This is a genomic window from Brevibacillus fluminis (assembly GCF_003710825.1).
GTDB lineage: Bacteria > Bacillota > Bacilli > Brevibacillales > Brevibacillaceae > Brevibacillus_D > Brevibacillus_D fluminis.
Window position 1 is genome coordinate 610,463 of record NZ_RHHQ01000012.1, and the last position, 21,753, is coordinate 632,215.

18 protein-coding genes are annotated in these 21,753 nt (G+C 49.8%); all 18 read left to right on the forward strand.

Features of this window, described 5'->3' with window-relative positions; genetic code table 11:
* Positions 1-151: 151 nt before the first annotated feature.
* Positions 152-538, forward strand: a complete 387-nt coding sequence (locus EDM56_RS16975; protein WP_122919054.1) for a hypothetical protein — start codon at positions 152-154, stop codon at positions 536-538.
* Complete coding sequence (locus tag EDM56_RS16980; protein WP_122919055.1) at positions 535-732, forward strand: YqgQ family protein; 198 nt, start codon at positions 535-537, stop codon at positions 730-732. The genes EDM56_RS16975 and EDM56_RS16980 overlap by 4 nt, the downstream gene beginning before the upstream one ends.
* A gap of 61 nt (positions 733-793) precedes the next feature.
* Positions 794-2,797, forward strand: a complete 2,004-nt coding sequence (gene tkt, locus EDM56_RS16985) for a transketolase (RefSeq protein WP_122919056.1) — start codon at positions 794-796, stop codon at positions 2,795-2,797.
* A gap of 191 nt (positions 2,798-2,988) precedes the next feature.
* The gene (locus tag EDM56_RS16990; protein WP_122919057.1) at positions 2,989-4,722 is read left to right on the forward strand and encodes a methyl-accepting chemotaxis protein; all 1,734 of its coding nucleotides are present in this window, start codon (positions 2,989-2,991) and stop codon (positions 4,720-4,722) included.
* Positions 4,723-4,882: 160 nt separating this feature from the next.
* On the forward strand, positions 4,883-6,583 hold the full coding sequence (locus tag EDM56_RS16995; protein WP_122919058.1) for a HAMP domain-containing methyl-accepting chemotaxis protein: 1,701 nt from the start codon (positions 4,883-4,885) through the stop codon (positions 6,581-6,583).
* Between the two features lie 163 nt (positions 6,584-6,746).
* A complete protein-coding gene (locus EDM56_RS17000) occupies positions 6,747-7,712 on the forward strand; it encodes a globin-coupled sensor protein (RefSeq protein ID WP_122919059.1) in 966 nt (321 codons plus the stop codon).
* A 164-nt stretch (positions 7,713-7,876) separates the two neighbouring features.
* Complete coding sequence (locus EDM56_RS17005; protein WP_122919060.1) at positions 7,877-9,718, forward strand: glycosyl hydrolase family 28-related protein; 1,842 nt, start codon at positions 7,877-7,879, stop codon at positions 9,716-9,718.
* Between the two features lie 351 nt (positions 9,719-10,069).
* Complete coding sequence (locus EDM56_RS17010) at positions 10,070-10,843, forward strand: YveK family protein (RefSeq protein ID WP_122919061.1); 774 nt, start codon at positions 10,070-10,072, stop codon at positions 10,841-10,843.
* 37 nt (positions 10,844-10,880) lie between these two features.
* A complete protein-coding gene (locus EDM56_RS17015; protein ID WP_122919062.1) occupies positions 10,881-11,543 on the forward strand; it encodes a CpsD/CapB family tyrosine-protein kinase in 663 nt (220 codons plus the stop codon).
* A gap of 68 nt (positions 11,544-11,611) precedes the next feature.
* Positions 11,612-12,952, forward strand: coding sequence for a nucleotide sugar dehydrogenase (locus tag EDM56_RS17020; protein WP_221175991.1), 1,341 nt, complete (start codon positions 11,612-11,614; stop codon positions 12,950-12,952).
* Positions 12,949-13,908, forward strand: a complete 960-nt coding sequence (locus EDM56_RS17025; RefSeq protein WP_122919063.1) for a Gfo/Idh/MocA family protein — start codon at positions 12,949-12,951, stop codon at positions 13,906-13,908. Before EDM56_RS17020 ends, EDM56_RS17025 begins: the two co-directional genes overlap by 4 nt.
* Positions 13,901-14,494, forward strand: coding sequence for an acyltransferase (locus tag EDM56_RS17030; RefSeq protein ID WP_122919064.1), 594 nt, complete (start codon positions 13,901-13,903; stop codon positions 14,492-14,494). Before EDM56_RS17025 ends, EDM56_RS17030 begins: the two co-directional genes overlap by 8 nt.
* Before the next feature lie 42 nt (positions 14,495-14,536).
* Positions 14,537-15,949, forward strand: coding sequence for a polysaccharide deacetylase family protein (locus tag EDM56_RS17035; protein WP_183192480.1), 1,413 nt, complete (start codon positions 14,537-14,539; stop codon positions 15,947-15,949).
* A gap of 33 nt (positions 15,950-15,982) precedes the next feature.
* Positions 15,983-17,194, forward strand: a complete 1,212-nt coding sequence (locus EDM56_RS17040; protein WP_122919065.1) for a carboxylate--amine ligase — start codon at positions 15,983-15,985, stop codon at positions 17,192-17,194.
* Positions 17,194-18,294 (forward strand): DegT/DnrJ/EryC1/StrS family aminotransferase, encoded by a 1,101-nt coding sequence (locus EDM56_RS17045; protein WP_122919066.1) that lies wholly within the window; start codon positions 17,194-17,196, stop codon positions 18,292-18,294. Before EDM56_RS17040 ends, EDM56_RS17045 begins: the two co-directional genes overlap by 1 nt.
* Positions 18,291-19,610, forward strand: coding sequence for a lipopolysaccharide biosynthesis protein (locus tag EDM56_RS17050; protein ID WP_122919067.1), 1,320 nt, complete (start codon positions 18,291-18,293; stop codon positions 19,608-19,610). Before EDM56_RS17045 ends, EDM56_RS17050 begins: the two co-directional genes overlap by 4 nt.
* A complete protein-coding gene (locus tag EDM56_RS17055) occupies positions 19,607-20,785 on the forward strand; it encodes an O-antigen ligase family protein (protein ID WP_122919068.1) in 1,179 nt (392 codons plus the stop codon). The genes EDM56_RS17050 and EDM56_RS17055 overlap by 4 nt, the downstream gene beginning before the upstream one ends.
* Before the next feature lie 31 nt (positions 20,786-20,816).
* Entirely contained in the window at positions 20,817-21,749 is a 933-nt protein-coding gene (locus EDM56_RS17060) for a polysaccharide deacetylase family protein (protein WP_122919069.1), read from the forward strand.
* The last annotated feature ends 4 nt before the right edge of the window (positions 21,750-21,753 follow it).

Sequence of the window (21,753 nt, forward strand, 5' to 3'; positions counted from 1 at the left end):
GTAAAACCTCTTTCTTATGAAAATTTTCCAGATTCGCGTATCTTTTCACCTTACGTGAAGCATTTCAGTAAGTCAAGTTTATTCGCAGGGGTTAATTTGGGCGACACATGCTATAATGAAGTGTCAAGTTTGGTGAAGGAGTATGAGCCCGATGATTTATTATTTGACCTGGCAGGAAGACGATTGGCTCGATGAAATTATCGACCGGTTTCCCGGCATGAATGCACTGGTGCCAAACGGCAAAAGCTTGCAAGTGATTCGGCAGGCGAAGGCGGCTGGCGAGGTGACTCGTATGGTGATTGTCGTCAATGTTGGCCAAGAGCCGGAGGAAACCAAGCAATTTTTGGATATGCTCGCCGCTGATGGTGATCTCGCCTCCTATCCGTTGTTTCTCGTCGGGGGGGCGCCAGATGTAAAGAGCGAATGGCAAGAAAGCTACCCGCAGGCAGATGTCGTGGCGATTGACTGCCACCCGTTTGAATTCGATTATGACGCTGTGCTTTCCCGCATGGAGCAACGCTTGGAGGAACAAAGGTGAGCGCGCATAAGTCCGATTTTTCGCTGCCTGAGTTTCTGAAGCGCTATTCCATTCACATCTACACGGGTGATCCGGAAGGGGACAGGCTCTTGATCGAAGACGAGCTGAGAGAGATGCGCGAGTTGGGGATGATTGAAAAGGAAGAGTACATGGAAGCTCTCGCCGCCCTGCGTTCACAGAGAAAGACCGTATGACGAGCAAGACGTGCTATGTTATAATCACACTGCCAATAATTAATGAGAGGAAGAGAATCCGATGACAACTACTGGAGCGATTGATCAGCTGGCCGTAAATACACTCAGAACGCTGGCGATCGATGCAATTGAGAAAGCCAATTCCGGACATCCCGGCATGCCGATGGGCGCTTCGCCAATGGCTCACGTGCTGTGGAGCCGCTACATGAAAGTGAATCCACAAAATCCTTCGTGGATTGACCGTGACCGTTTCGTGCTGTCCGCAGGCCATGGTTCGATGCTGCTTTATTCCATGCTGCACCTGATGACATACGATGTTACTATTGAAGATTTGAAAAACTTCCGCCAGTGGGGCAGCCGCACGCCAGGACATCCTGAGTTCGGGCACACTGCAGGCGTCGACGCGACGACAGGTCCGCTTGGACAAGGGATCGCGATGGCTGTCGGTATGGCGATGGCGGAACGCCATATGAGTGCTACATACAATCGGGACAATTTTGACCTGATCAATCACTATACCTATGTCATTTGCGGCGACGGCGACCTGATGGAAGGTGTATCTGGCGAATCGTCCTCGCTAGCAGGACACCTGAAGCTCGGCAAGCTGGTCGTGCTGTACGATTCGAACGATATCTGTCTGGATGGCAAGCTGTCCGTATCCTTCTCGGAAAATGTGGCGCAGCGCTACCAAGCGTATGGCTGGCAATATATCCGTGTGGAAGACGGCACGGACATGGCAGCGATCGATGCAGCGCTGGCAGAAGCGCGCGCTGATTTGGATCGTCCGACATTGATCGAAGTAAAAACCGTCATCGGCCACGGTAGCCCGAACAAAGGCGGTTCCTCCGCTTCTCACGGTGCACCGCTCGGAAAAGATGAAGTGAAGCTGACGAAAAAAAGCTACGCATGGCCGCATGAAGAATTCCATGTGCCTGCGGAAGTGGCTGACTTTTACAAAGGCATCGCACAAGCGGGAACAGCCAAAGAAGCCGAGTGGCAAGCACTGTTTGACCGTTATGCGCAGGCATACCCAGAGCTGGCTGCACAATTCAAGCTGGCTGTGGCAGGCGAACTGCCAGCAGGCTGGAACGCAGAGCTGCCTGTCTATGAAAACGGTGTGAAGCTGGCGACGCGCGTCGCTTCCGGTAACGCGATCAATGCGCTTGCAAAAACCGTTCCGTTCTTCATGGGCGGTTCCGCAGACTTGGCACACTCCAACAACACCTTGATCAAAGGCGCAGGCGATTTCTTGCCAGGCAGCTATGAAGGCCGCAACTTCTGGTTCGGTGTTCGTGAGTTCGCAATGGGCGCTGCTTTGAACGGTATGGCGCTGCATGGTGGCGTGAAAGCATACGGCGGTACGTTCTTCGTGTTCTCCGACTATGTTCGCCCAGCAATCCGTCTGTCCGCGTTGATGAAACAGCCGGTTACGTATGTGTTCACGCATGATTCCATCGCGGTCGGGGAAGATGGCCCAACCCACGAGCCTGTTGAGCATCTGGCTGCACTGCGCGCGATGCCAGGCGTAACAGTGATCCGTCCGGCAGATGCGAATGAAACCAATGCTGCTTGGAGCTATGCGATCGCAAGCAAAGACGAGCCGGTCGTACTGGTGCTTACCCGTCAAAACTTGCCAGCGCTCGAGGAAACCGCTGCATTGGCTGCAGCGAACCTGGACAAAGGCGCTTACGTGCTGGCAGACGCCGAAAACGGCCAGCCGCAAGTCATTCTTTTGGCGACAGGTTCCGAGGTTCCTTTGGTGATGCAAGCCCGTACAGAGCTTGCGAGCCGCGGTATCCAGGCGCGCGTTGTCAGCATGCCGAGCTGGGAGCTGTTCGAGCGTCAACCCAAAGAATACAAAGACTCCGTCATCCCGCCTTCTATCAAAGCGCGCGTCGGCGTAGAGATGGCGATGCCATTTGGATGGGAGCGCTATGTAGGTGATGCTGGCACCATCATCGGCATCAACCATTTCGGCGCATCGGCCCCTGGCGACCGCATCATGAAAGAATACGGCTTCACGGTGGAAAATGTTGTACAAGCGGCAGAAAGCCTTGTGAAATAAACGCTTCAATTGAAGCGAAAAAAAAGCCCATCTTTTCAGGAGATGGGCTTTTTTTCTTTCCTGAGTCTTTCCTCCTGATTTTTAAAAATATTCTTGCAACAATGGTTTTCTTACTTTAGAATTCTATCTGCCGTCATCAAATTTGGGATATTTTAGCGAATTATGTCTATTTTTGCGATGGAGTGAGAGCGATGAAAAGTATAACAACAAGGCTTTTGCTACCGATTGCGGTCACAATGATCGTCATCGGTATCATCAACGGCTTGGTACTGTACCAAAACATGAATCAAGCGGTTGAGAAAACGATTTCGAATTACGCGATGCAGCTTGCCGAGCGGTTCGCAAGCGCGATTCCGGCGGATCAGTACGAGACGTTTTTGCAGAACAAAACGGAGTCGGACCAATACTGGCAGCTTCGCGATCAGCTCAATGCGCTGCGGGAGCATTCGGGTGCACTTTATGTCTACACGCTTGAACTGTCGCCTGACAAGCAAAAAGTGATGAATGTGATCGACGGACAGCCGAAAGACACCGAGTCGGCGGCCAAAATCGGCCAGGAGTCGGCGATGCCGCTTGACGTGATCACACAGGTGATGAATGGCAGCGAGGTGACGACCGATATCGTCAATGATCCTGGATACGGTGACTATGTATCCGCGCTCGTACCGATCAAAAACAAAGGTGGAAGCGTGATCGGCTTGCTTGGCGTCGATATGGGGGCGAAGGAAATTGACTCGATCAGCCAAAAGGTTGTGATCGGGAATTTGCCAGCCATGCTCGCTACAGGTCTCATCATCACGGGGCTTGCGCTACTCTTCTTGTACATAATCATCCGCAGGCGAATCAAGCCGCTGAAAAAGCTGCAGGTGTTGACCAAGCGCATTGCCCAGGGCGATATGAGTCTGATTGGCGAATTGCAGGCGGACAAGGGGATGGCAGACGATGAAATCGGCCAGCTGCAGGAGTCATACCGGCAAATGGTCGTCGACCTGCACGCGATTTTGAGCCAAGTGAAGGATGCATCGACACAAGTGGCGGCGTCCGCTGAGGAGCTTGCGGCGAGTGCAGAGCAGAGTACGGCGATGACGAACCAGATCGTCACAACAACCAAGCAGGTTGCAGGCGCGGCTGATGAACAGCGTCAAAGTCTGGATACTGCGATGCAAGAATTTATGGAAATGAGCCAGGCGATTCAGATGGTGGTTTCAAACAGTGAGGAAACGATGCGGCAGGCGGATCATGCGTCACATGCGTCCAAGGATGGGATGATGCGTGTGGACCTGGTCGTCAAGCAGATGAACGAAATCAACCAGACGGTACAGCAAACGGGGCAAATCGTAGAGAAGCTAAGCGAGCGCTCCTTGGAAATCGGCAACATCGTCAATATGATCACACAAATCGCAGGGCAGACCAACTTGCTTGCACTAAACGCCGCGATCGAAGCGGCAAGAGCTGGGGAGCAGGGGCGTGGGTTTGCCGTCGTTGCGGATGAAGTGCGCAAATTAGCAGAACAATCAGGCACCTTCGCCAATCAAATCACACAGCTCATCGAGTCCATCCAAACGGAGACGAAAAACGCGGTACAAGCGATGCAGAGCGGTGCGAACAAGGTACAGAGCGGGCTTGAGGTGACCAGTCAGGTGAGCGAGTCGTTCCGGGCGATTGAAAAAGCGATCAGTGACATGAGTGAAAAAGCGAGGGAGGCTTCGGAATCCACACACCATATTGCGCAAAGCAGCGAGCGGGTGACACATCTGACCGAAGGAGTGGCAGAAGCCTTCCGGGAGAGCGCCGCTTCCAGCGAACAAAATGTGCGAGCGAGTAAAGAGCAGCTCAGTTCGATGGAGGACATCACCCAATCCTCAGATGCGTTGGCCAAGGTCGCGGAAGAGATGCAAGGCGTTCTTACAAAATTCACGCTATGAAGCAAATCGTGGGCGATATCGTTCTTGCGATTCCGCAGTATTTTTTCGAGGTGTTTTTGTGAAAAATTTATACCTATTGAACTTTTTGAATGGTATTATTTTACTTGGGTGTATTTTGCAAATTACCTCTACCCCCTAGAAGAACAGATGGAGGAGAACGATGAACGTTACGATTTCAAGGAAATTATATGTAAGTTTTTCTTTAATCTTACTCATCATGGCCATCTTTGCAGGCTTGGCGATCGACAAAATGTACACGATCAATTCCAAGTCACAAGAAATCTCCGGCACCTGGCTGCCCGCAGCCAAACATGTGAATGAGATCAATTACCTAGCCGAACACCTTGTGTCGACCGAACTGAAGCACATCTCCTCGACCGACAGCTACGCGATGGACAAATACGAAGCAGACATGAAGAAAACGCTTGAGCAGTTGGATCAAACATTTAAAGAATACGGCAAATTGCTCGTTTCCGCTGAGGAGAAAAAAACGTTCGATCAGTTCCAAAAGGAATGGGAAACCTATACGTCCGTCCATAACAAAATCCTTGAAGCGAGCCGCAATCAGGACAAGCTCGCCAGCATATTGCTGGTAAAGGATGCTGAGGATCGCTTCCAGTATTTGCACGTGTTTATCAACAAGATGGTGCAGCTTAATTTTAACGGAGCTGCCAAAGCGACCAAAGAGAGCGGGGACATCTTCCAAACCGGCATTCGCGATACGGTGGTGATGATTGTGATCGCAGTCGTACTTGGTTTGTTCATCGCGTATACAGTCAGCCGACTGATCGCGCGGCCGATGAAACGGATGACCGCGTTGGCGGGTCAGATTGCCGAAGGTGATTTGACCGGAGAAGACATCATCATCAAAAACCGGGATGAGATCGGAGAACTCGCAAAATCGTTCAACCTGATGAAAAGCAATCTGCGCGACTTGATCGGCGAGTCAAGCGCAAACGCCGAGCATGTTGCCGCTGCCGCAGAACAGCTGCTCGCAAGCGCCGAGCAATCGAGCAAAGCGACGGAGCATATCGCCACGACGATTCAGGAAGTAGCAACCGGTTCCGAGCGGCAAGTATCGAGTGTGGAGGAAGGGGCTCGTGTCGTCGAGGAGCTGTCGCGCGGCACAGAGCAAATCGTCGAGAGTGCCGAGACCGTTTCCGACGCAGCCAATCGGGCGACAGAAGTCGCGGCAGATGGAGCGGAGGCGATTGAGCAGGCGATCCACCAAATCCACGCGATCAGCCAGACCATCAATCAAGTGGCGGAGTCGGTCAAAGGGCTTGGGAACCGCTCACAGGAAATTGGCCAAATTGTCGAGGTCATTGCCGGGATCGCTGCCCAGACCAATCTGTTGGCTTTGAATGCCGCGATTGAGGCAGCGCGTGCGGGTGAACAAGGAAGAGGGTTTGCTGTCGTTGCAGACGAGGTGCGCAAGCTGGCAGAGCAATCCTCTCGTTCTGCAGAACAAATCAGCGTTGTCATCCAATCGATCCAAGTCGAGACAAAGGCAGCGGTGCAATCGATCCAGGTGGGAACCACTGAAATGGAAGGCGGCATCGAGCTGGTCAATGCGGCAGGCCAATCCTTCAGCGATATTCGGGCCTCAATCAATCAGGTTGCGGAACAGATGGAAGGAGTCTCGGCAGCAGCCAAGCAAATGTCAACCTTCACCATGGAGGTTGTAGGCGCCATCGAGCACGTGGCAAGCATCGCCGAGCAGACTGCGAGCAATACGCAAAACGTGTCGGCGTCCGCAGAAGAGCAGTTGGCATCGATGGAAGAAGTCGCGGCATCGTCAGGCGCCCTGTCGCAAAAAGCGGCTGAATTGCAGGAGCTGATCGCCCGCTTCAAGGTATAACGATACAAAAGTGGGACCTAGTCACCAAGCTGCTAGGTCCTATTTTATTTTTCTCTCTTCATTCCGAAAGCTTTCTGTTACAATACTTGGTAAGATAGAGAGAAGAAGTGTAGAAGTGTAGAAGTGTGATGCGAGATGCGAGATGCAGGGGGCGCTTGATAGAATGATCGTTGTGGATGATAAGTGGAAAAAAATGTGCCAATATTATGGAGTGACGGAAGCGGATCTTGCTTTGCTCCATCGACATAAAGCTTTTTTTGTGCAACATGCGGACGAAGTCGTCGATCGATTTTACAAGGAATTGTGGTCGTACAGCAATTTGGCTGAAATGATCCAAACCAACAGCACCGTAGAGCGTCTGAAAAAAACGCAGATTTGGTATTTTCAGTCGCTCGCTAGCGATCGGATCGATGCGGACTATATTGCAGGCAGACAAAAGGTCGGAGCTGTCCATGCCCGTATCGGCTTGTCTGCGGATTGGTTTTTGGGTGGATACACGATTTACTTGCGCCTGATTGCAGAAAAGGCGTCCGGCTTGCCGGAGGCATACGAATTGTATCAAGCTACCTGTAAACGCTTGTACTTTGATTCCGCGATCATTTTGGAGCAGTATATCGGCGATACCCAACGCGAGAATGTGAACTATCGAAAAAACATGGAGATGGTCGCTGAAGAATTGAGCGGGTCCACTCGCGAGGTGACCATCATTGCCAGTGAATATGCGAAATCGGCGACAACCTTGGCTGAATCGCATGAGGAGATCGCCGAATCGATGAGCATTTTGAAAGCGCAAAGTAAAGAAATCGAGAAACTGAGTGATTTCGTCGCGGAAGTTTCATCGCAAACCAACCTTCTCGGACTAAATGCTGCGATTGAGGCGGCGCGGGCAGGCGAGCACGGGCGCGGATTCACGATCGTCGCTAACGAGGTGCGCAAGCTGGCGGACCGGGCCAAAAATTCATCGCAGGAAATTCAACAATCACTGGCGCAAATTTTGGTCCAGATCAACAAGATCGAGGGTCAGATCGAGATGACGGTGGCGTCAACCGAGCAGCAAGCGGCTGCCTCGGAACAGTTGGCAGCGCTAGTGCAGGGATTGGATGAGATTACGAATCGGTTGCATGTGTAGGTTCATCAATGAGTAAATATAGCGACTCTGGCAATAAGGGGCAGCATACCTTATGTCAGGGTCGCTTTTTTTGTGTGCACGTCCAGCACGTTTCTTTCAAATTGTGAATAAAGTATGTTACCTACTCTCTAAAGCTATTAGTAAAACGAAAAAGGGGAAATGTTATGGCAAGCGCAACTGATAGTTTCAATGTAAAGGATTTCGGAGCTACAGGCGGAGGAGTCAATGACGATACCGCTGCAATTTTACAGGCGATTAGCGCAGCGAGCAAAGTGACCAACAGCGTCCTAGTTTTCCCCTCTGGTGTTGGCTATAACATCTCACAACCGATCACCATCCCGGCAGGCATCGATGTCGAGATGGTCGCGCCCTTGATCTATACGGGAACGGATAACATCACCGCTCTCACCGTTGGAAGCGCTTCTCCGTCGAATCTATCACGTAAGATGAGGCTGCAAGTCAAACGGAAATTTACCTCTGACTGGTCGAATGAAAATTCGATCGGAATTAAGCTGATTAATTTTGATCAGTGCAATGTGGAGATCGTTCAGGCAATCGGATTTTGCATCGGGGTCCAGTGCATGGGGTCAAATGGCGGGTTTGCCTATAATAAACTGGTGCTCCAGGATTTATCGAACAACAAGGTCGCTCTTGACCTGACCAATGAGAAAAATGGTTGGTGTAATGAAAATCTGTACCTAAACGGACGCTTTTGGGTTAATTCCGGTGTTAATACCGCGTTGTCACGCTATGGGGTGCGTATTACCTCCAAAGACGGTACCTATACGGAAAATAACAATAACGTCTTCCTCAAGCCATGCTTCGAGCTGCAATACAAACGTGGACAGCAAGCTTGCTTGTGTGCGTTAATCGAGCATGGAACCAACAACCGTTTCCTCTCGATTCGCGCAGAAAACTCTGCCTCTGCATCCGAAGGATGGGATGGTGTGGTTGCCAAAGTCCTCAACGAATCATCGGAAAACTTGTTTGAGATCGGTTTTGGCGGAGGGGAGGCATACCCATTCTCCGTTGATGATCAGAGTAAATTTCCGGTGTCAAAACTTGTGTTGCCACGCAGTTACCTACGTGATGAAGCAAATCTCCCTATCTTCAGCTCCGGTCCACTTCATAGACTAGGTGCATATGCGCGAGGAGACAATGCGCCATATATGCCAACCGTACACGTCGCCCGCTACAATAGCACAGATGTCAACCGTTATGTGTCAGGCACCTATGTGGAGTTAACCCCTGATTATATCGAACTACGGGATGGAACGAGTGTCGGCGTATTCGTCGATACTTCGAATACGAATGTTGCGGGACTAAAGCGCTTTGTAATACGTAAAGATTGTGCAGACGGATTTGGCGGACGAGTAAATGTTGTCTGCTATGATGGAAATGGAGTCATTTTGACAGACGATGGAAATAATCCGTATGTCAAAGGCTACAGTAATTCCCGGCCTTATTGGGTTGGCTCCGAATACGGCGGATGCTACAAAAACGGTCAAGACAGCGAAGGGGATTTTTATTTTGCTATTCGACCCGAAGTGAAAAAAATCAGAGTACTTCTCAGCGACGGTTCCAACAATCTTCGCCTGCGTAGCTTCAGCATTTACCAAGTCGACCCAGATGTCAACGCCACCGTTATGACTGGAGTCGAAGACAGTGTTCCGCTCGGTGTCAACATCGCTGAACAGCCACCGTACAAAGGTAGCTTCAAGGCAGGAAAGCTCTTTTTCAATTCGTTGCCAAGCGTAGGAAGCGCATCGGGATGGATCTGTACGACAGGTGGTATTGCCACGAATAATTCGTGGGTAGCAGGAAAAGCTTACAGCGTTGGAAACCAAGTTAAGGCAAATGGCAACGTTTATCAGGCGATTGTTGCAGGGAAATCAGGCAGTACCGCGCCGTCTGGCACAGGTAGCTCCATTTCAGACGGAACCGTTAAATGGAAGTATGTCGATAAGGTGGCTGTTTTTGCTAGTATTGGTACCATCGGAAAATAGGAAAAAAGAAACAATTGATCGGAATCGTCAGGCAGCGCGGAAAGCGTCTGTCAGACGGTTCCTTTTTTATTACGCTCAGTAAAAGTGGTTGGTTCATCCAAGCTGTTTGGGAAGAACAAATCCAGTTCGAGCCTGTTAAACATGACAAAAATTAACATCGAACTCTAGAGAGAAGGCATCAAAAAAGAGTCAAGTTTTGCAAAGTGGGACATAGGATTGGAGTAGGATTTGTACCAATTTCAGCATCACTTTCTATGGCAGTCGGGACAAGGGGCCCAGAACCATAGACGTATGAGGGCGGAGCGACGATAGCGCTCACCAGCTTGAACAACGCAAACTCGGTGGAGGCTTATGGCTACAGGGGAGTTGGATGGAAGCCAGACGGATAAAATGAGCCGTGTATCATTTACCCCTAGTAATATCATCTCGATTGTTGGAGGTATTGGTGGATTCATGGAGATCCAACTCGCCGATGTGAGAAGAACCATTCGACAGTATTTGGGCAGAATCCTGATTTTGGTGGTACTTGCTGTTTCGGCAGCTGGGGTGCTCAGCTTCTATGTACTGAAACCTCAATATGAGGCGACGGTTACGTTACTCGTCAAAAAACAAAACACGGGTAGCCAAATCGCTTATGATGATTTGATCGCGAGCGAGAAGCTGGTCAAGACGTATGGAGAAATCATGAAAAGCCGACTGGTGATGGCAGAGGTGATTGAGACGCTGAAGCTTCCGCTCACAAATGAACAGTTAAGCAAGCAGATTCAGATCAAGGCCGACAATGAGTCATTAATAACCTCTGTCAGTGTCCGAGATGAGGATTTGGCCCGCGCGGTTGCAATCGCCAATGAATTCGGAAAAGTATCCATGCAAAAGTGGAATGCGATCATGGAAATGAACAGCGTCACGATCATTGATGAAGCGAAACAAGATCAGAATGCGCAGCCTGTTTACCCAAGGCCATATCTTAATATGGGACTTGCATTCGTGCTGTCGCTTCTCGCGGGAATTGGAATTGCGCTCCTACGGGATTACTTTGACAAGACATTAAAAACAGAAGAAGAGGTCGAGGAATTGTTTGCGATTCCCGTGTTGGGTGTAATTCCACACATAAAAGAACAGTAAAGCTCAAGGATTGGCGAGAACAGCTGGAGGTGTCCCCATGAGGTCCAAAAATAGCAGGAACCATTTAATTTGCTTTAATGACCCAAAGTCTCCAATTGCGGAAGCATACCGCACATTACGGACAAATATTCAATTTACTAGCTTTAACAAAGAGCTGCGCTCCATTGTCGTAACCAGCGCCGATCCTGGCGAGGGAAAAACCACCACAATCATCAACCTAGGCATTGTAATGGCCCAGTCGGATCAAAAAGTTCTTTTAGTGGATGCGGATTTACGGCGACCGTCCATTCATTACAAACTACCGTTAAACAACGAAATCGGGCTCTCCAATTTATTGATCAACCAGGTAGAGTGGGAAGAGGCGATTCAGACACCCGCTGATGTCGGATTCGATGTCATTACGTCAGGGCCAATTCCACCTAATCCGGTCGAATTGATCAATTCCAAGCAGATGAAAGAACTGCTGGTCAGGCTGAAAACTCGCTATAATATGATACTAATCGATACGCCCCCCTTACTACCGGTAACCGACGCTCAAGTGCTGTCCAGTTATGTCGATGGCGTACTTCTGGTTATCAGCAGCGGAAAAGCGCTTGGTGACCGCGTGAAAAAGGCAAAGGGCTTGCTTGATCACGTAGGGGGAAAAGTTATCGGAACGATCTTGAACAAAAAGAAGGTATCAGATATGAGCTACTACTGACTCAGAGAAAAAGATAGAGAGAAAAAGTAAAAAGTAGACGAATATCCGGGGGAAAAGAGGATGTCATGATGAACATGATGGTGTCTAGTTCGAGTTCCGTTCATAAATCCGAACTTATTCAAAAAATCCTCAACCGAACAGCTGTTGTGGGGGTTGTCGGTCTAGGGTATGTCGGTTTGCCATTTGCGGTTGAGAAGGCAAAGGTGGGCTTCCATGTCATCGGGATCGAACAAAATCCACAGCGAGCAGACAAGATCAATCGGGGAGAAAATTACATTCAAGACGTATCGTCAGAGGAATTGGCGATTTTGGTTGAGCAGGGTTATTTGAAAGCTGTGACTGACTTTCAACAAGTAGGACAAATGGATGCGATCATCATTTGCGTACCTACCCCCTTAACAAAAAATTTAACGCCTGACCTGCAGTATGTCGAAAATGTAACAAGAGCAATTGCAGGACATCTGCGTCCAGGCCAACTGATTTGCTTGGAATCGACCACGTACCCAGGAACCACGGAAGAGTTAATGCTTCCGATTTTAGAGGAGTCCGGTTTTATCATAGAAGATGAGTTTTTTCTGGCCCATTCCCCGGAACGAGTTGATCCAGGGAATACGCGATACTCCACCAAAAACACCAACAAAATAGTAGGCGGAGTCGGTCCGGATTCAACGGAAGTCGCGGAAACGTTTTACAAGCAGACCGTTGATCAAGTCATCACGGTATCAAGCGCAAAAACGGCAGAATTGGTAAAAGTTTTTGAAAATACATTTCGCGCGGTTAACATCGCGCTCGTTAACGAGTTGATGCTGCTTTGTGACCGGATGGGGCTGAGTGTTTGGGAGGTGCTGGATGCAGCGTTTACGAAGCCGTTCGGAATCATGCCGTTTTACCCCGGTCCCGGTGTCGGAGGACATTGCATTCCTGTCGACCCGCATTATTTGGAATGGAAGGCGCGAGAGCTCAATTTCAGCACACACTTCATTTCACTGGCAGGTGAAATCAACCGTAAAATTCCTCTATTTGTCAAGGAAAAGGTCAACCGCTTGCTCAACAAAAAGGGCAAGCCGATAGCAAGGAGCCAAATTTTGGTTCTCGGCGTCGCCTATAAAAAAGATGTAAGTGATTATCGTGAATCTCCAGCGCTCGATGTGATTCGCTTGCTAAGGGGAGAAGGGGCGACCGTCGTCTACCATGATCCGTATGTGGATGATTTCAAAGATAACGGGCTGACGATGGAATCGTATCCACTCACAGAGGAGCTGCTCCAGTCATGCGACATGGTGGTCATCGCGACCGACCACAGTTTGATCGATTATGAGTTTGTGGTCAAGCATGCTCAGCAAGTGCTGGACACACGCAATGTCTCCAGGTTGCTGGCCGGATCAAAAGAAAGGATCACATTGCTATGACACGAGTGGCAGTTATTGGCGCAGGTAAATGGGGACGCAATTTGGTACGGACATTTGATCGATTGGGAGCGTTGGCTTGCGTCGTGGAGAACAGCCAGAAAATTCAGGAGGAAATCGGCACGCTTTTTCCAGGTGTGCCGATTTTTTCGTCTCTTGAAACGGTTTGGACGAGCGATATTCCCGCGGTGGTGATTGCCACACCTGTGCCCACGCATTTTGCGATCGCGAAAGCAGCTTTGCTCGCAGGTAAGGATGTTTTTGTCGAAAAACCGATTACCATGCAGGTGGAGGAGGCAGAAGAATTATTTCAGATTGCAACTCGCTTGAAGCGGGTTTTAATGGTGGGGCACCTGCTTTTGTATCAACCAGCGATTCGATGGATGGAGGACTATATCAAAAGTGGTGAACTGGGGTGCATTCACAGCTTGCATCAGCGTAGGGCACAGCTTGGACGGGTTCGCCAATTCGAAAATGTACTGTGGAGTCTCGGTGTACATGATATCGCTGTCATGCTCCGACTGATTGGCGAAGCTCCGAAGCATATGATGGTCCATGGTCAGCGTGTCCTTCAGCAAGCGATCGAGGACGATGTTCATCTGCATATGAGCTTCGCCTCGGGTATTTCAGCTCATCTGCATGTTTCTTGGCTATGGCCGCAGCAGGAACGAAAGCTGGTGGTGATCGGTGAGCGCGGCATGCTGGTGTACGACGAAACAGAACAAGAAGTAACGTTACATCGAAAGGGGATTAGATCTGATTTAAGCAAACATGATGATGGGGCTGAGGTTGTCTTTTCGGGGAGCGATGAGCCTTTGAAACTCGAAGCCCTCCATTTCCTTACCTGCATAAGCGAGCGGGCGGTTCCGCTGTCCGATGGAGCGAATGGCGTTGCTGTAATCAGCGTATTGTCCCAAGCTACCGAATTATTGTTGAAAAGGGGGCGTGACGATGAGTGAGGCAGCTTATTTCGCTCATGAAACGGCGCTGATCGATGAGGGAGCTCGCATCGGCGATCACACAAAGATTTGGCATTTTAGCCATGTGATGAAAGGGGCCGACATTGGGGCGCGTTGTTCGCTGGGGCAGAATGTCTTCATCGCTACTAATGTGAAAATTGGCCAAAATGTAAAGCTGCAAAACAATGTTTCCGTGTATGAAGGTGTCATTCTGGAAGATGATGTATTTTGCGGCCCAAGCATGGTATTCACCAATGTGATCAACCCGCGGTCCGCCTTTCCACGCAATACAAGCTCTGATTACCGAACGACATTGGTCAAACGTGGAGGGACCATCGGTGCGAATGCGACCATTGTCTGCGGCACAACAATCGGTGAGTGGGCTTTTATCGCTGCTGGGGCTGTCGTGACAAAAGACGTTCCGGCCTTTGCGAAAATGGCGGGTGTTCCGGCTCGGCGAATTGGTTGGGTTTGCAAATGCGGGGAAGCGCTGCGCTTCATAAATCGCCAGGCTGTGTGCAGAACATGCCGTCGTCAATACGAACAGACTGATCAGGAGCAGGTGCGCTGCTGCACACCAGACTGATTAGCAGAGGAGTTAACCGAGTGGGAAAGAAGGGGTATTGCGTTGCTTCACATCTATCATCCACCAACTTATCAACCGGAACGACAGTATATTTTTGATGTCCTCTTTGCTCAATTTTTGGGACTCGAATATGAAACCATGGTGGAACAGCGAGACGACATCCGCATCTGCCTTGCAGACGATTGCTCGGGCAAATCCATTGTGCTCGCCGATGTTCTCTTCCAACAGCCTCAGGAAAATTGGCTTCAGCAAACCTCCCTGCCCAAGCAACCATTGGAAACATGTGATGCTTTACTCATTCCGCTATCTTTTCCGCTCATTTCGAGACATTTGCCTGTCCTGTACGGAAAGCGTTTGAATAATGGTTTGTTTTTTGAACAAAATCAGTTGACCATTCATTTGGGCATCGATATATTCGGTAGCTCTTTTTTTATGCTGACAAGGTATGAAGAGGTAGTCAAAACAGAGAGGGACAAGCGAGGGCGCTTTCAAGCATCCGCGTCACTAGCGAGTCAGGAAGGTTTTCTCGATCGTCCTATCGTGAACGAATATGTAGAGTTGTTGTGGGCGTGCATCCATTTTTTATGGCCGGGCTCCTCTCGCAAGAAACGAGAATTCAGAATCGTTCCGAGTCATGATGTGGACTCGCCACTCGGAGTCGCATTGAGCACGCCGGGTCAGGTGCTGCGCAATATGGCGGGTGATGTGCTCATGCGAAAAAGCGTAGAATTAGCAGTCCGACGCATGCGTTCACTGGTACTGGTACGTCAGGGAAGAGTCGATGCGGATCTGCACAATACGTTTCATTGGATTATGACACAAAGTGAACGAATTGGATTGCGTAGTTCCTTTTACTTTATCGCAGACCATCCTGCTGGCAGGATTGATGGCGTGTATGAGCTCGATAGTCCGTGGATTAAGAGGCTGCTGCGTGAGATTCATCAGCGCGGGCATGAGATCGGCTTACACCCGAGCTACAGTACGTACCGCGATCCAGCTCAATTGCAACGGGAACTGGCAAGATTACATGCGACATTGGAACAGATCGGGATTGACCAGCCCGTTTCCGGCGGTAGGCAACATTACTTACGGTGGGAAGCGCCGACGACATGGCAGTTGTGGGAGGATGCCGGCCTTGTCTATGACAGCACGCTCAGCTTTGCGGATCGGGCGGGTTTTCGTTGTGGCACTTGCTACGAATACACCGTGTTTAATGTGAAGACGCGGCGGCCGCTGCGCCTACGCGAACGACCTTTGATTGCGATGGAAGGCTCGCTGTTAGACATTCAATATATGCATTTAACGAGAGAGGAAGCGAGGCACGAGCTAGAGCTGCTTAAAGAACGGTGTCGTCTCTTTCAAGGGGACTTTACTTTATTGTGGCACAACTGCACATTGATCCATTTCCACGATGCAAAGCTGTACCAATCAGCGATAGGTGGAGGGAACAAGTAAGGAACAGCTTGAGTCTGGATGGGGAGGATTACGATGAAAAGGACCCATTGCACATTGGTTTTAGGCGGCTCGGTGGCGGGCTATTCAATCATCCGTGAGTTACACGAAAAAGGCTTGCGAGAAATTGTGCTGTTCGATACGGAGAAGAGGCTGGCAGCGTACAGCAATCGTCTCTGCAAATTTGTCCATGTTGATGACTCGACAGAAGCATTGTTCGCTGCAATCGAATCGCTTCATCAGGAATACGAACACATCATTATTTTCCCAACGGGGGACAAGCAAATCGAACAGCTTGATGATCTGTATGAACGGATCGAAAGCTATTGCTTTCTGCCCTTCAACCACGATAATCTCCGCATTTTCGTCAATAAAATGAATCAATATCATCATTGCGAAATGGTGGGCATTCCTTATCCGAAGACGATCATTTTGCATGATCCTGCTGAAACGGAATCGATTTTGCAGATTCCATTTCCTTTGCTGCTGAAGCCGTCTAAACAAGATTCGCGTGCATTTAAAAATCTCGTGCTTCACTCTGCTGATGATTTCTGGAGAGAGGAGGCACAGATTCGGCAATTTTTGCACGCGGGGATCTCTTTTCTCGTCTCCGAAATGATTCCCGGTGATTCTTCACAGGTTTACGCGTATATGGCCTATCGAAATAAGCAAGGAAAAATTCTTAATGAGTGGACGGGCAAAAAGCTGTCTCAGTACCCCAATCATTTTGGGGTGTTTTCCAGTGCCTCCAATCAATCTGATCAAACTGTCCTTGAACAGGGCAGAAAGCTGGTTGAAACGATGAATCTCTTTGGGATTTGCGAACCAGAATTCAAGTATGATTCGCGGGATGGCACTTACAAGCTGACCGAGGTGAACCTCAGATCGATGATGTGGAATCGGATGGGCAATCTGTCAGGGGTGAACCTACAATACACTCAATATTTGGATGCGATCGGCCAAGCGACTGAACGGCAGCAGCAGGATCAGACAAGAAAAATTCACTATGTGTACAGTAAGCACGAGATTTTTGGCTTGTTGAATGGGACAATCCCGTTCCAAACCTTTTGGCACAATTTGTTTGATTCGGACAAGACGTATTTTGCCGTATTTGATCCACAGGATATCAAGCCGTTTTTAGCCGATTCCGTGGCAAATGTCAGAGGATTATTCCGCAAAATGGGTGAGAGTGGATTCCTTTCGAGCTGGATGAATAGAAACGGTTGGAAACGGAAGGGGCATGCGTGATGAAAATACCGATGTTAGACCTCAATCCAGAAATTGATTTGCTCTGGGAAGAGTTGATGCAGGCCATGCAGCAGGTGCTGCGTTCCGGCCATTTCATTATGGGATCACAGGGAAAAGCTTTTGAATCGGAGGTTGCCCGTTATCTTGGGTGCAAGCATGCGATCGGGCTCAACTCGGGTACAGATGCTTTAGTCATCGCCTTGCGCGCCGCTGGTATTGGCCCGGGGGATGAGGTGATTACAACACCGTTTACGTTCTTTGCGACAGCGGAGGCGATCTCGCACGTAGGGGCAGTTCCGGTGTTCGTCGATGTTGTGCAAGAGACGTTAAACCTTGATGCAAAAGCGCTTGAGCAGGCAATCACCCCGCGAACGAAAGCGGTTATTCCCGTTCATTTGTATGGCAACCCATGTGATCTTGAGCCGATCATGGCGATCGCAAGTCAGCATGGCCTACGAGTCATCGAAGATGTGGCCCAAGCATTTGGAGGCGAATATCGAGGGAGAAAGGTAGGGACGTGGGGCGATGCAGGCTGCTTTTCGTTTTTCCCTACCAAAAATCTCGGGGCTTATGGTGATGGAGGGCTTTTGGTCACGGATGATGACGAGTTGGCAGAGCAGGCGAGAATGCTTCGCCAGCACGGTGCGAAAAGGAAATATTTCAATGAGGTGATCGGATACAATTCGCGGCTTGATGAGCTGCAGGCTGCAATTTTGCGGGTGAAACTCCAGCGGATCGAGGAATTTAATGAGGGGCGCATTCAGGCAGCCAGCTATTACCGCAAGCTACTAGAGGGAGTGGCCGGGATCAAATGCTTGGACGAACAGTCTGACAGCCGGCATGTCTATCATCAGATGACGGTGTTAATCACGAACGACATGCGCGATCAGGTGCAAAAACGACTGGCAGAAGAGGGAATCGATACGATGATCTACTATCCGGTTCCTGTCCATAAGCTACCGGTTTATCAAGGCCTCGGCTACCAATTGCCGATCGCTGAGCGTGCAGCGAATCAGGCGCTTTCCCTGCCCATTTGGCCGCAGATTGGCAGGAATATACAGGAGCATGTGATCGACAAGCTGAAGGAAGCATTGGTATGAATGCATTTTTTTTGCGAATCAACACGATGTTTTCCAAAGGAAATCTCGTGCGAAACGTAGCCCTTCTAGTGGGGGGCAACGTCATGGGCCAAGGCCTTCTTATCATTGCTTCACCAATCATCACTCGGCTTTACTCACCTGATGATTTTGGCACATTGACCTTATATACAACGCTTCTATCACTTATATCCATGGTTGTGGCGCTACGATATGACCTAGCCATACCGTTGCCGGTGGAGGATCAAAGCGCGGCAAATCTTCTGGCGCTTGCGATCATGATCGTCACCGGAGTAAGCGGAAGTGTGGGAGTGGGCATCTATTTCTTTGCCGATGAGATTGCCGATTTGGTCAATGCCCCATATTTGGCATCCTATTTGTGGCTGTTGCCCTTCAGTCTGTTCGGGATTGGGGTATATCAAACGTTGAATTTCTGGGCGCTGCGAAAGCAGGCATATCAAGAGATCGCCAAGACCAAGCTGTCTCAGAGCATCAGCTTAATTTCTCTTCAGCTTCTATTCGGCTGGCTGCAGTTTAAGCCGCTAGGTCTCCTACTCGGTGACGTAGCCGGACGTATGGGCGGTAGCGGATCGCTCTGTGCACTCATTTTGCGCAAAGATCGTGCGGTATTACGTGGGGTAAGCTGGCACGGGATCCGCCAAGAAGCGAGACGGTACCGCCGCTTTCCGCTGATCTCTAGTTGGGGCACTCTCGTTCAAAGCGCGGTTTTGCAATGTCCGCCGCTCATTCTCGCGTTTTATTACGAGACGGAGGTTGTTGGGTGGTTCGGAATCGGGGAACGGGTCATTGGTCTACCGATGACAATGCTTGGAGCCTCAATTTCGCAAGTGCTCCTGGTCGAATTGGCCACACTCGCGAAAACGGACCCCGACCGACTTCCGGAGCTTTTCGGCAAAATATTGAAGATTATGCTGGGGATCGGATTGGTGGTCGTGGCTCCGCTCGTATTGGTGGCGCCGTGGTTGTTTACCTACGTATTTGGTGATGAATGGGGGCAGTCGGGACTTTATTTGCAAATTTTATCGATCTCGATCATCCTTCAATTTGCGGCAAGCCCGTTGCGTTGGTTTTTGGAGGTACTGGAGCGCCAGGATTTGTTTATGAAAAGAGAAGTAGTCAAAGCGCTGCTGATGGTCGGGGTTACTATCCTGATCCACGTGTACGAATGCCAGGCGGTCACCGCAATCGTGCTATTTTCCACCGCGATCTCCATGGGACATGCATACGGCATTTTTTTAGGCTGGAGGGCGATCAAATGCGCCAGATTTCAAAAGAACATGCTTGAGGAGCCAGCATGAGCAAATTGACAAACTGGATGGATGGAAAAGCGATCGCTTTCGCCCTATTCCTGTTCGCCGGCAATTTAAAAGCCGACCCACGATTGGCTTGGCTGCCGATTGATTTTACGCTGTTGTTTGCGTTCCTGACGGCCGTTTTTGTGATACGTGAATGGATTCGAGATGAAGGACGGTTTCCAAGAGAGTTGTTCTGGGTTTTGCTGTTGTTTTTTTCTTTTGCGATCCCGATCTTTTGGACAGAGTTTACACCGTACGCAGTAGAAAAAGTCAGCCGGCTGTTCACCCTCACATTACTCGTCGCAGTTGCCCCGATGTTTTTGTTCCGGACTGATGGTGAATTGAGACGGTTGTTCAACGTGCTGACGATTCTCGGACTTCTTATGGGCATCGACTCCATCATTACACTCTTTACAAACGGTAGGCTGGAAATCAATCCGAATCTTTCGACAGGAATCACTGCTTTCGGTTCCAATACGATCGCGTTGGGCAGGTCCGCGGGATTGGCGTTCATCTGGATTGCGGTGTTAGCGCTGGAAAAGCGGCTCAAGCTGCTTCCGTCACTCGGACTTTTGGGCATTTTAGTCGTGGTTCTGCTGGGTTCAGGGTCCCGAGGGCCACTTCTGACAGCTGTGGCTAGTTTGATCTTGCTCGGCCTGCTTTTCTATTGGAAAAAGCAAGCGTACGGCTGGCGCTTTACCGGGGTGCTCGTCATTTTGATTCTTGTGGGTGCCTACAGCGTCACCATCGCACCGGAAACGGCATCCCAGCGGATCGAAGCGTTTTTACAAGGGAATTTCACTCACTCGGAACAAATGCGTATGCTGGCATACGCTCGTTCATGGGACATGATTGTGCAGACCCCACTTGGCATCGGATGGGGAGGATTCGTCGAGCATATCAACCTGTGGTTCGGCGCAACGAAGCAGTATCCACATAACATTTTTCTGGAGACGCTGCTAGAGGGGGGATGGTTGGTTGGACTCTGTCTGATCATCATTCCGCTGCTTGCACTGTTTCGTATTTATCGGAGAGCCACCTCTATGGAAGCGAGGGTTTTGTTTGCACTGCTGTTCTTCTTCCTCACCAACGCGATGGTAAGTGGAGATATCAATGACAACAAGGAATTCTTTGCCTTTATGGCCTTATCGCTGGTTTACCGGGAGAGAACTCTGTAAATCCAATGATTGCAAGCGAAAGGGGATAAGGATGAGAAAATTGTTGCAAAAACTAGGCAGCATGGCAAAGACGGTGGGCTATCGGGTGTACTCCGACTTTTTGATGCCGTCTCGGCTCGCAACGTTTGAAAATTTGTTGAACCAGGCGATTGAATGCGACTATGAGGTTCATTCTGTCGCATCGTTTTGGGAGGTAATCAAAGCGGGTGGGCCTGTATCAGGGAAACGCTACCTGATCCTCAGACATGATGTCGATACGGATATTGCGACGGCTCGCGAGATGTGGACAATCGAGCAGCGACTGGGAGTTCGGGCTTCCTTCTACTTTCGGTTATCAACGATTGATATTCCGCTGATGCGTCAAATCCATGAAGAAGGCGGAGAAGCCAGCTACCATTATGAAGAAATTGCGACCATCGGAAAAGAAAAAGCGTTATCGACTGAGCAGCAAATTGTCCGTGAGCTCCCGCTTATGAGACATTCCTTTGCTCAAACACTTTTTCGGTTAAGGAAGCTGACAGGCTTACCGATGCATACGGTCGCGTCTCATGGCGATTTTTTCAACCGAAAGCTCGGCATTGCGAATCATGAGCTCCTCGCCGAGTCAAAGCTGCGTAAAGAGACGGCTGTTGAGCTGGAAACGTACGATGAGACGATGATGAAATACGTCACCAGTCGTCACAGCGACACATTGGCCCCCGCCTTTTGGAAGCCCAATGACCCATTTGAGGCAATTTCCCGTAAAGAAGCTGTGATTTATTTGCTTACGCATCCGCGTCATTGGCGCACCGATCCATACGGCAACCTGCTGGATAACATTAAGCGGCTATGGGAAGGCGTGCTTTTTGCGATGCGCAAAAATGGGAAGTTTTCCATGGTTCCGGGGAGCATTTTGTCCCATCTGTCTGTTTTGACGGTAGAAGGCGAGTGGGCAAATGCGATGGTATCACTGGTTGTGGCATGAGTGA

What these genes read in the sequence shown, in the direction of transcription:
- EDM56_RS16975 (WP_122919054.1), top strand. Translation starts at nt 152, where the DNA reads ATGATTTATTATTTGACCTGGCAGGAAGACGATTGGCTCGATGAAATT.
- tkt (WP_122919056.1), top strand. Translation starts at nt 794, where the DNA reads ATGACAACTACTGGAGCGATTGATCAGCTGGCCGTAAATACACTCAGA.
- EDM56_RS16990 (WP_122919057.1), top strand. Translation starts at nt 2,989, where the DNA reads ATGAAAAGTATAACAACAAGGCTTTTGCTACCGATTGCGGTCACAATG.
- EDM56_RS16995 (WP_122919058.1), top strand. Translation starts at nt 4,883, where the DNA reads ATGAACGTTACGATTTCAAGGAAATTATATGTAAGTTTTTCTTTAATC.
- EDM56_RS17000 (WP_122919059.1), top strand. Translation starts at nt 6,747, where the DNA reads ATGATCGTTGTGGATGATAAGTGGAAAAAAATGTGCCAATATTATGGA.
- EDM56_RS17005 (WP_122919060.1), top strand. Translation starts at nt 7,877, where the DNA reads ATGGCAAGCGCAACTGATAGTTTCAATGTAAAGGATTTCGGAGCTACA.
- EDM56_RS17010 (WP_122919061.1), top strand. Translation starts at nt 10,070, where the DNA reads ATGGCTACAGGGGAGTTGGATGGAAGCCAGACGGATAAAATGAGCCGT.
- EDM56_RS17015 (WP_122919062.1), top strand. Translation starts at nt 10,881, where the DNA reads ATGAGGTCCAAAAATAGCAGGAACCATTTAATTTGCTTTAATGACCCA.
- EDM56_RS17020 (WP_221175991.1), top strand. Translation starts at nt 11,612, where the DNA reads ATGAACATGATGGTGTCTAGTTCGAGTTCCGTTCATAAATCCGAACTT.
- EDM56_RS17025 (WP_122919063.1), top strand. Translation starts at nt 12,949, where the DNA reads ATGACACGAGTGGCAGTTATTGGCGCAGGTAAATGGGGACGCAATTTG.
- EDM56_RS17030 (WP_122919064.1), top strand. Translation starts at nt 13,901, where the DNA reads ATGAGTGAGGCAGCTTATTTCGCTCATGAAACGGCGCTGATCGATGAG.
- EDM56_RS17040 (WP_122919065.1), top strand. Translation starts at nt 15,983, where the DNA reads ATGAAAAGGACCCATTGCACATTGGTTTTAGGCGGCTCGGTGGCGGGC.
- EDM56_RS17045 (WP_122919066.1), top strand. Translation starts at nt 17,194, where the DNA reads ATGAAAATACCGATGTTAGACCTCAATCCAGAAATTGATTTGCTCTGG.
- EDM56_RS17050 (WP_122919067.1), top strand. Translation starts at nt 18,291, where the DNA reads ATGAATGCATTTTTTTTGCGAATCAACACGATGTTTTCCAAAGGAAAT.
- EDM56_RS17055 (WP_122919068.1), top strand. Translation starts at nt 19,607, where the DNA reads ATGAGCAAATTGACAAACTGGATGGATGGAAAAGCGATCGCTTTCGCC.
- EDM56_RS17060 (WP_122919069.1), top strand. Translation starts at nt 20,817, where the DNA reads ATGAGAAAATTGTTGCAAAAACTAGGCAGCATGGCAAAGACGGTGGGC.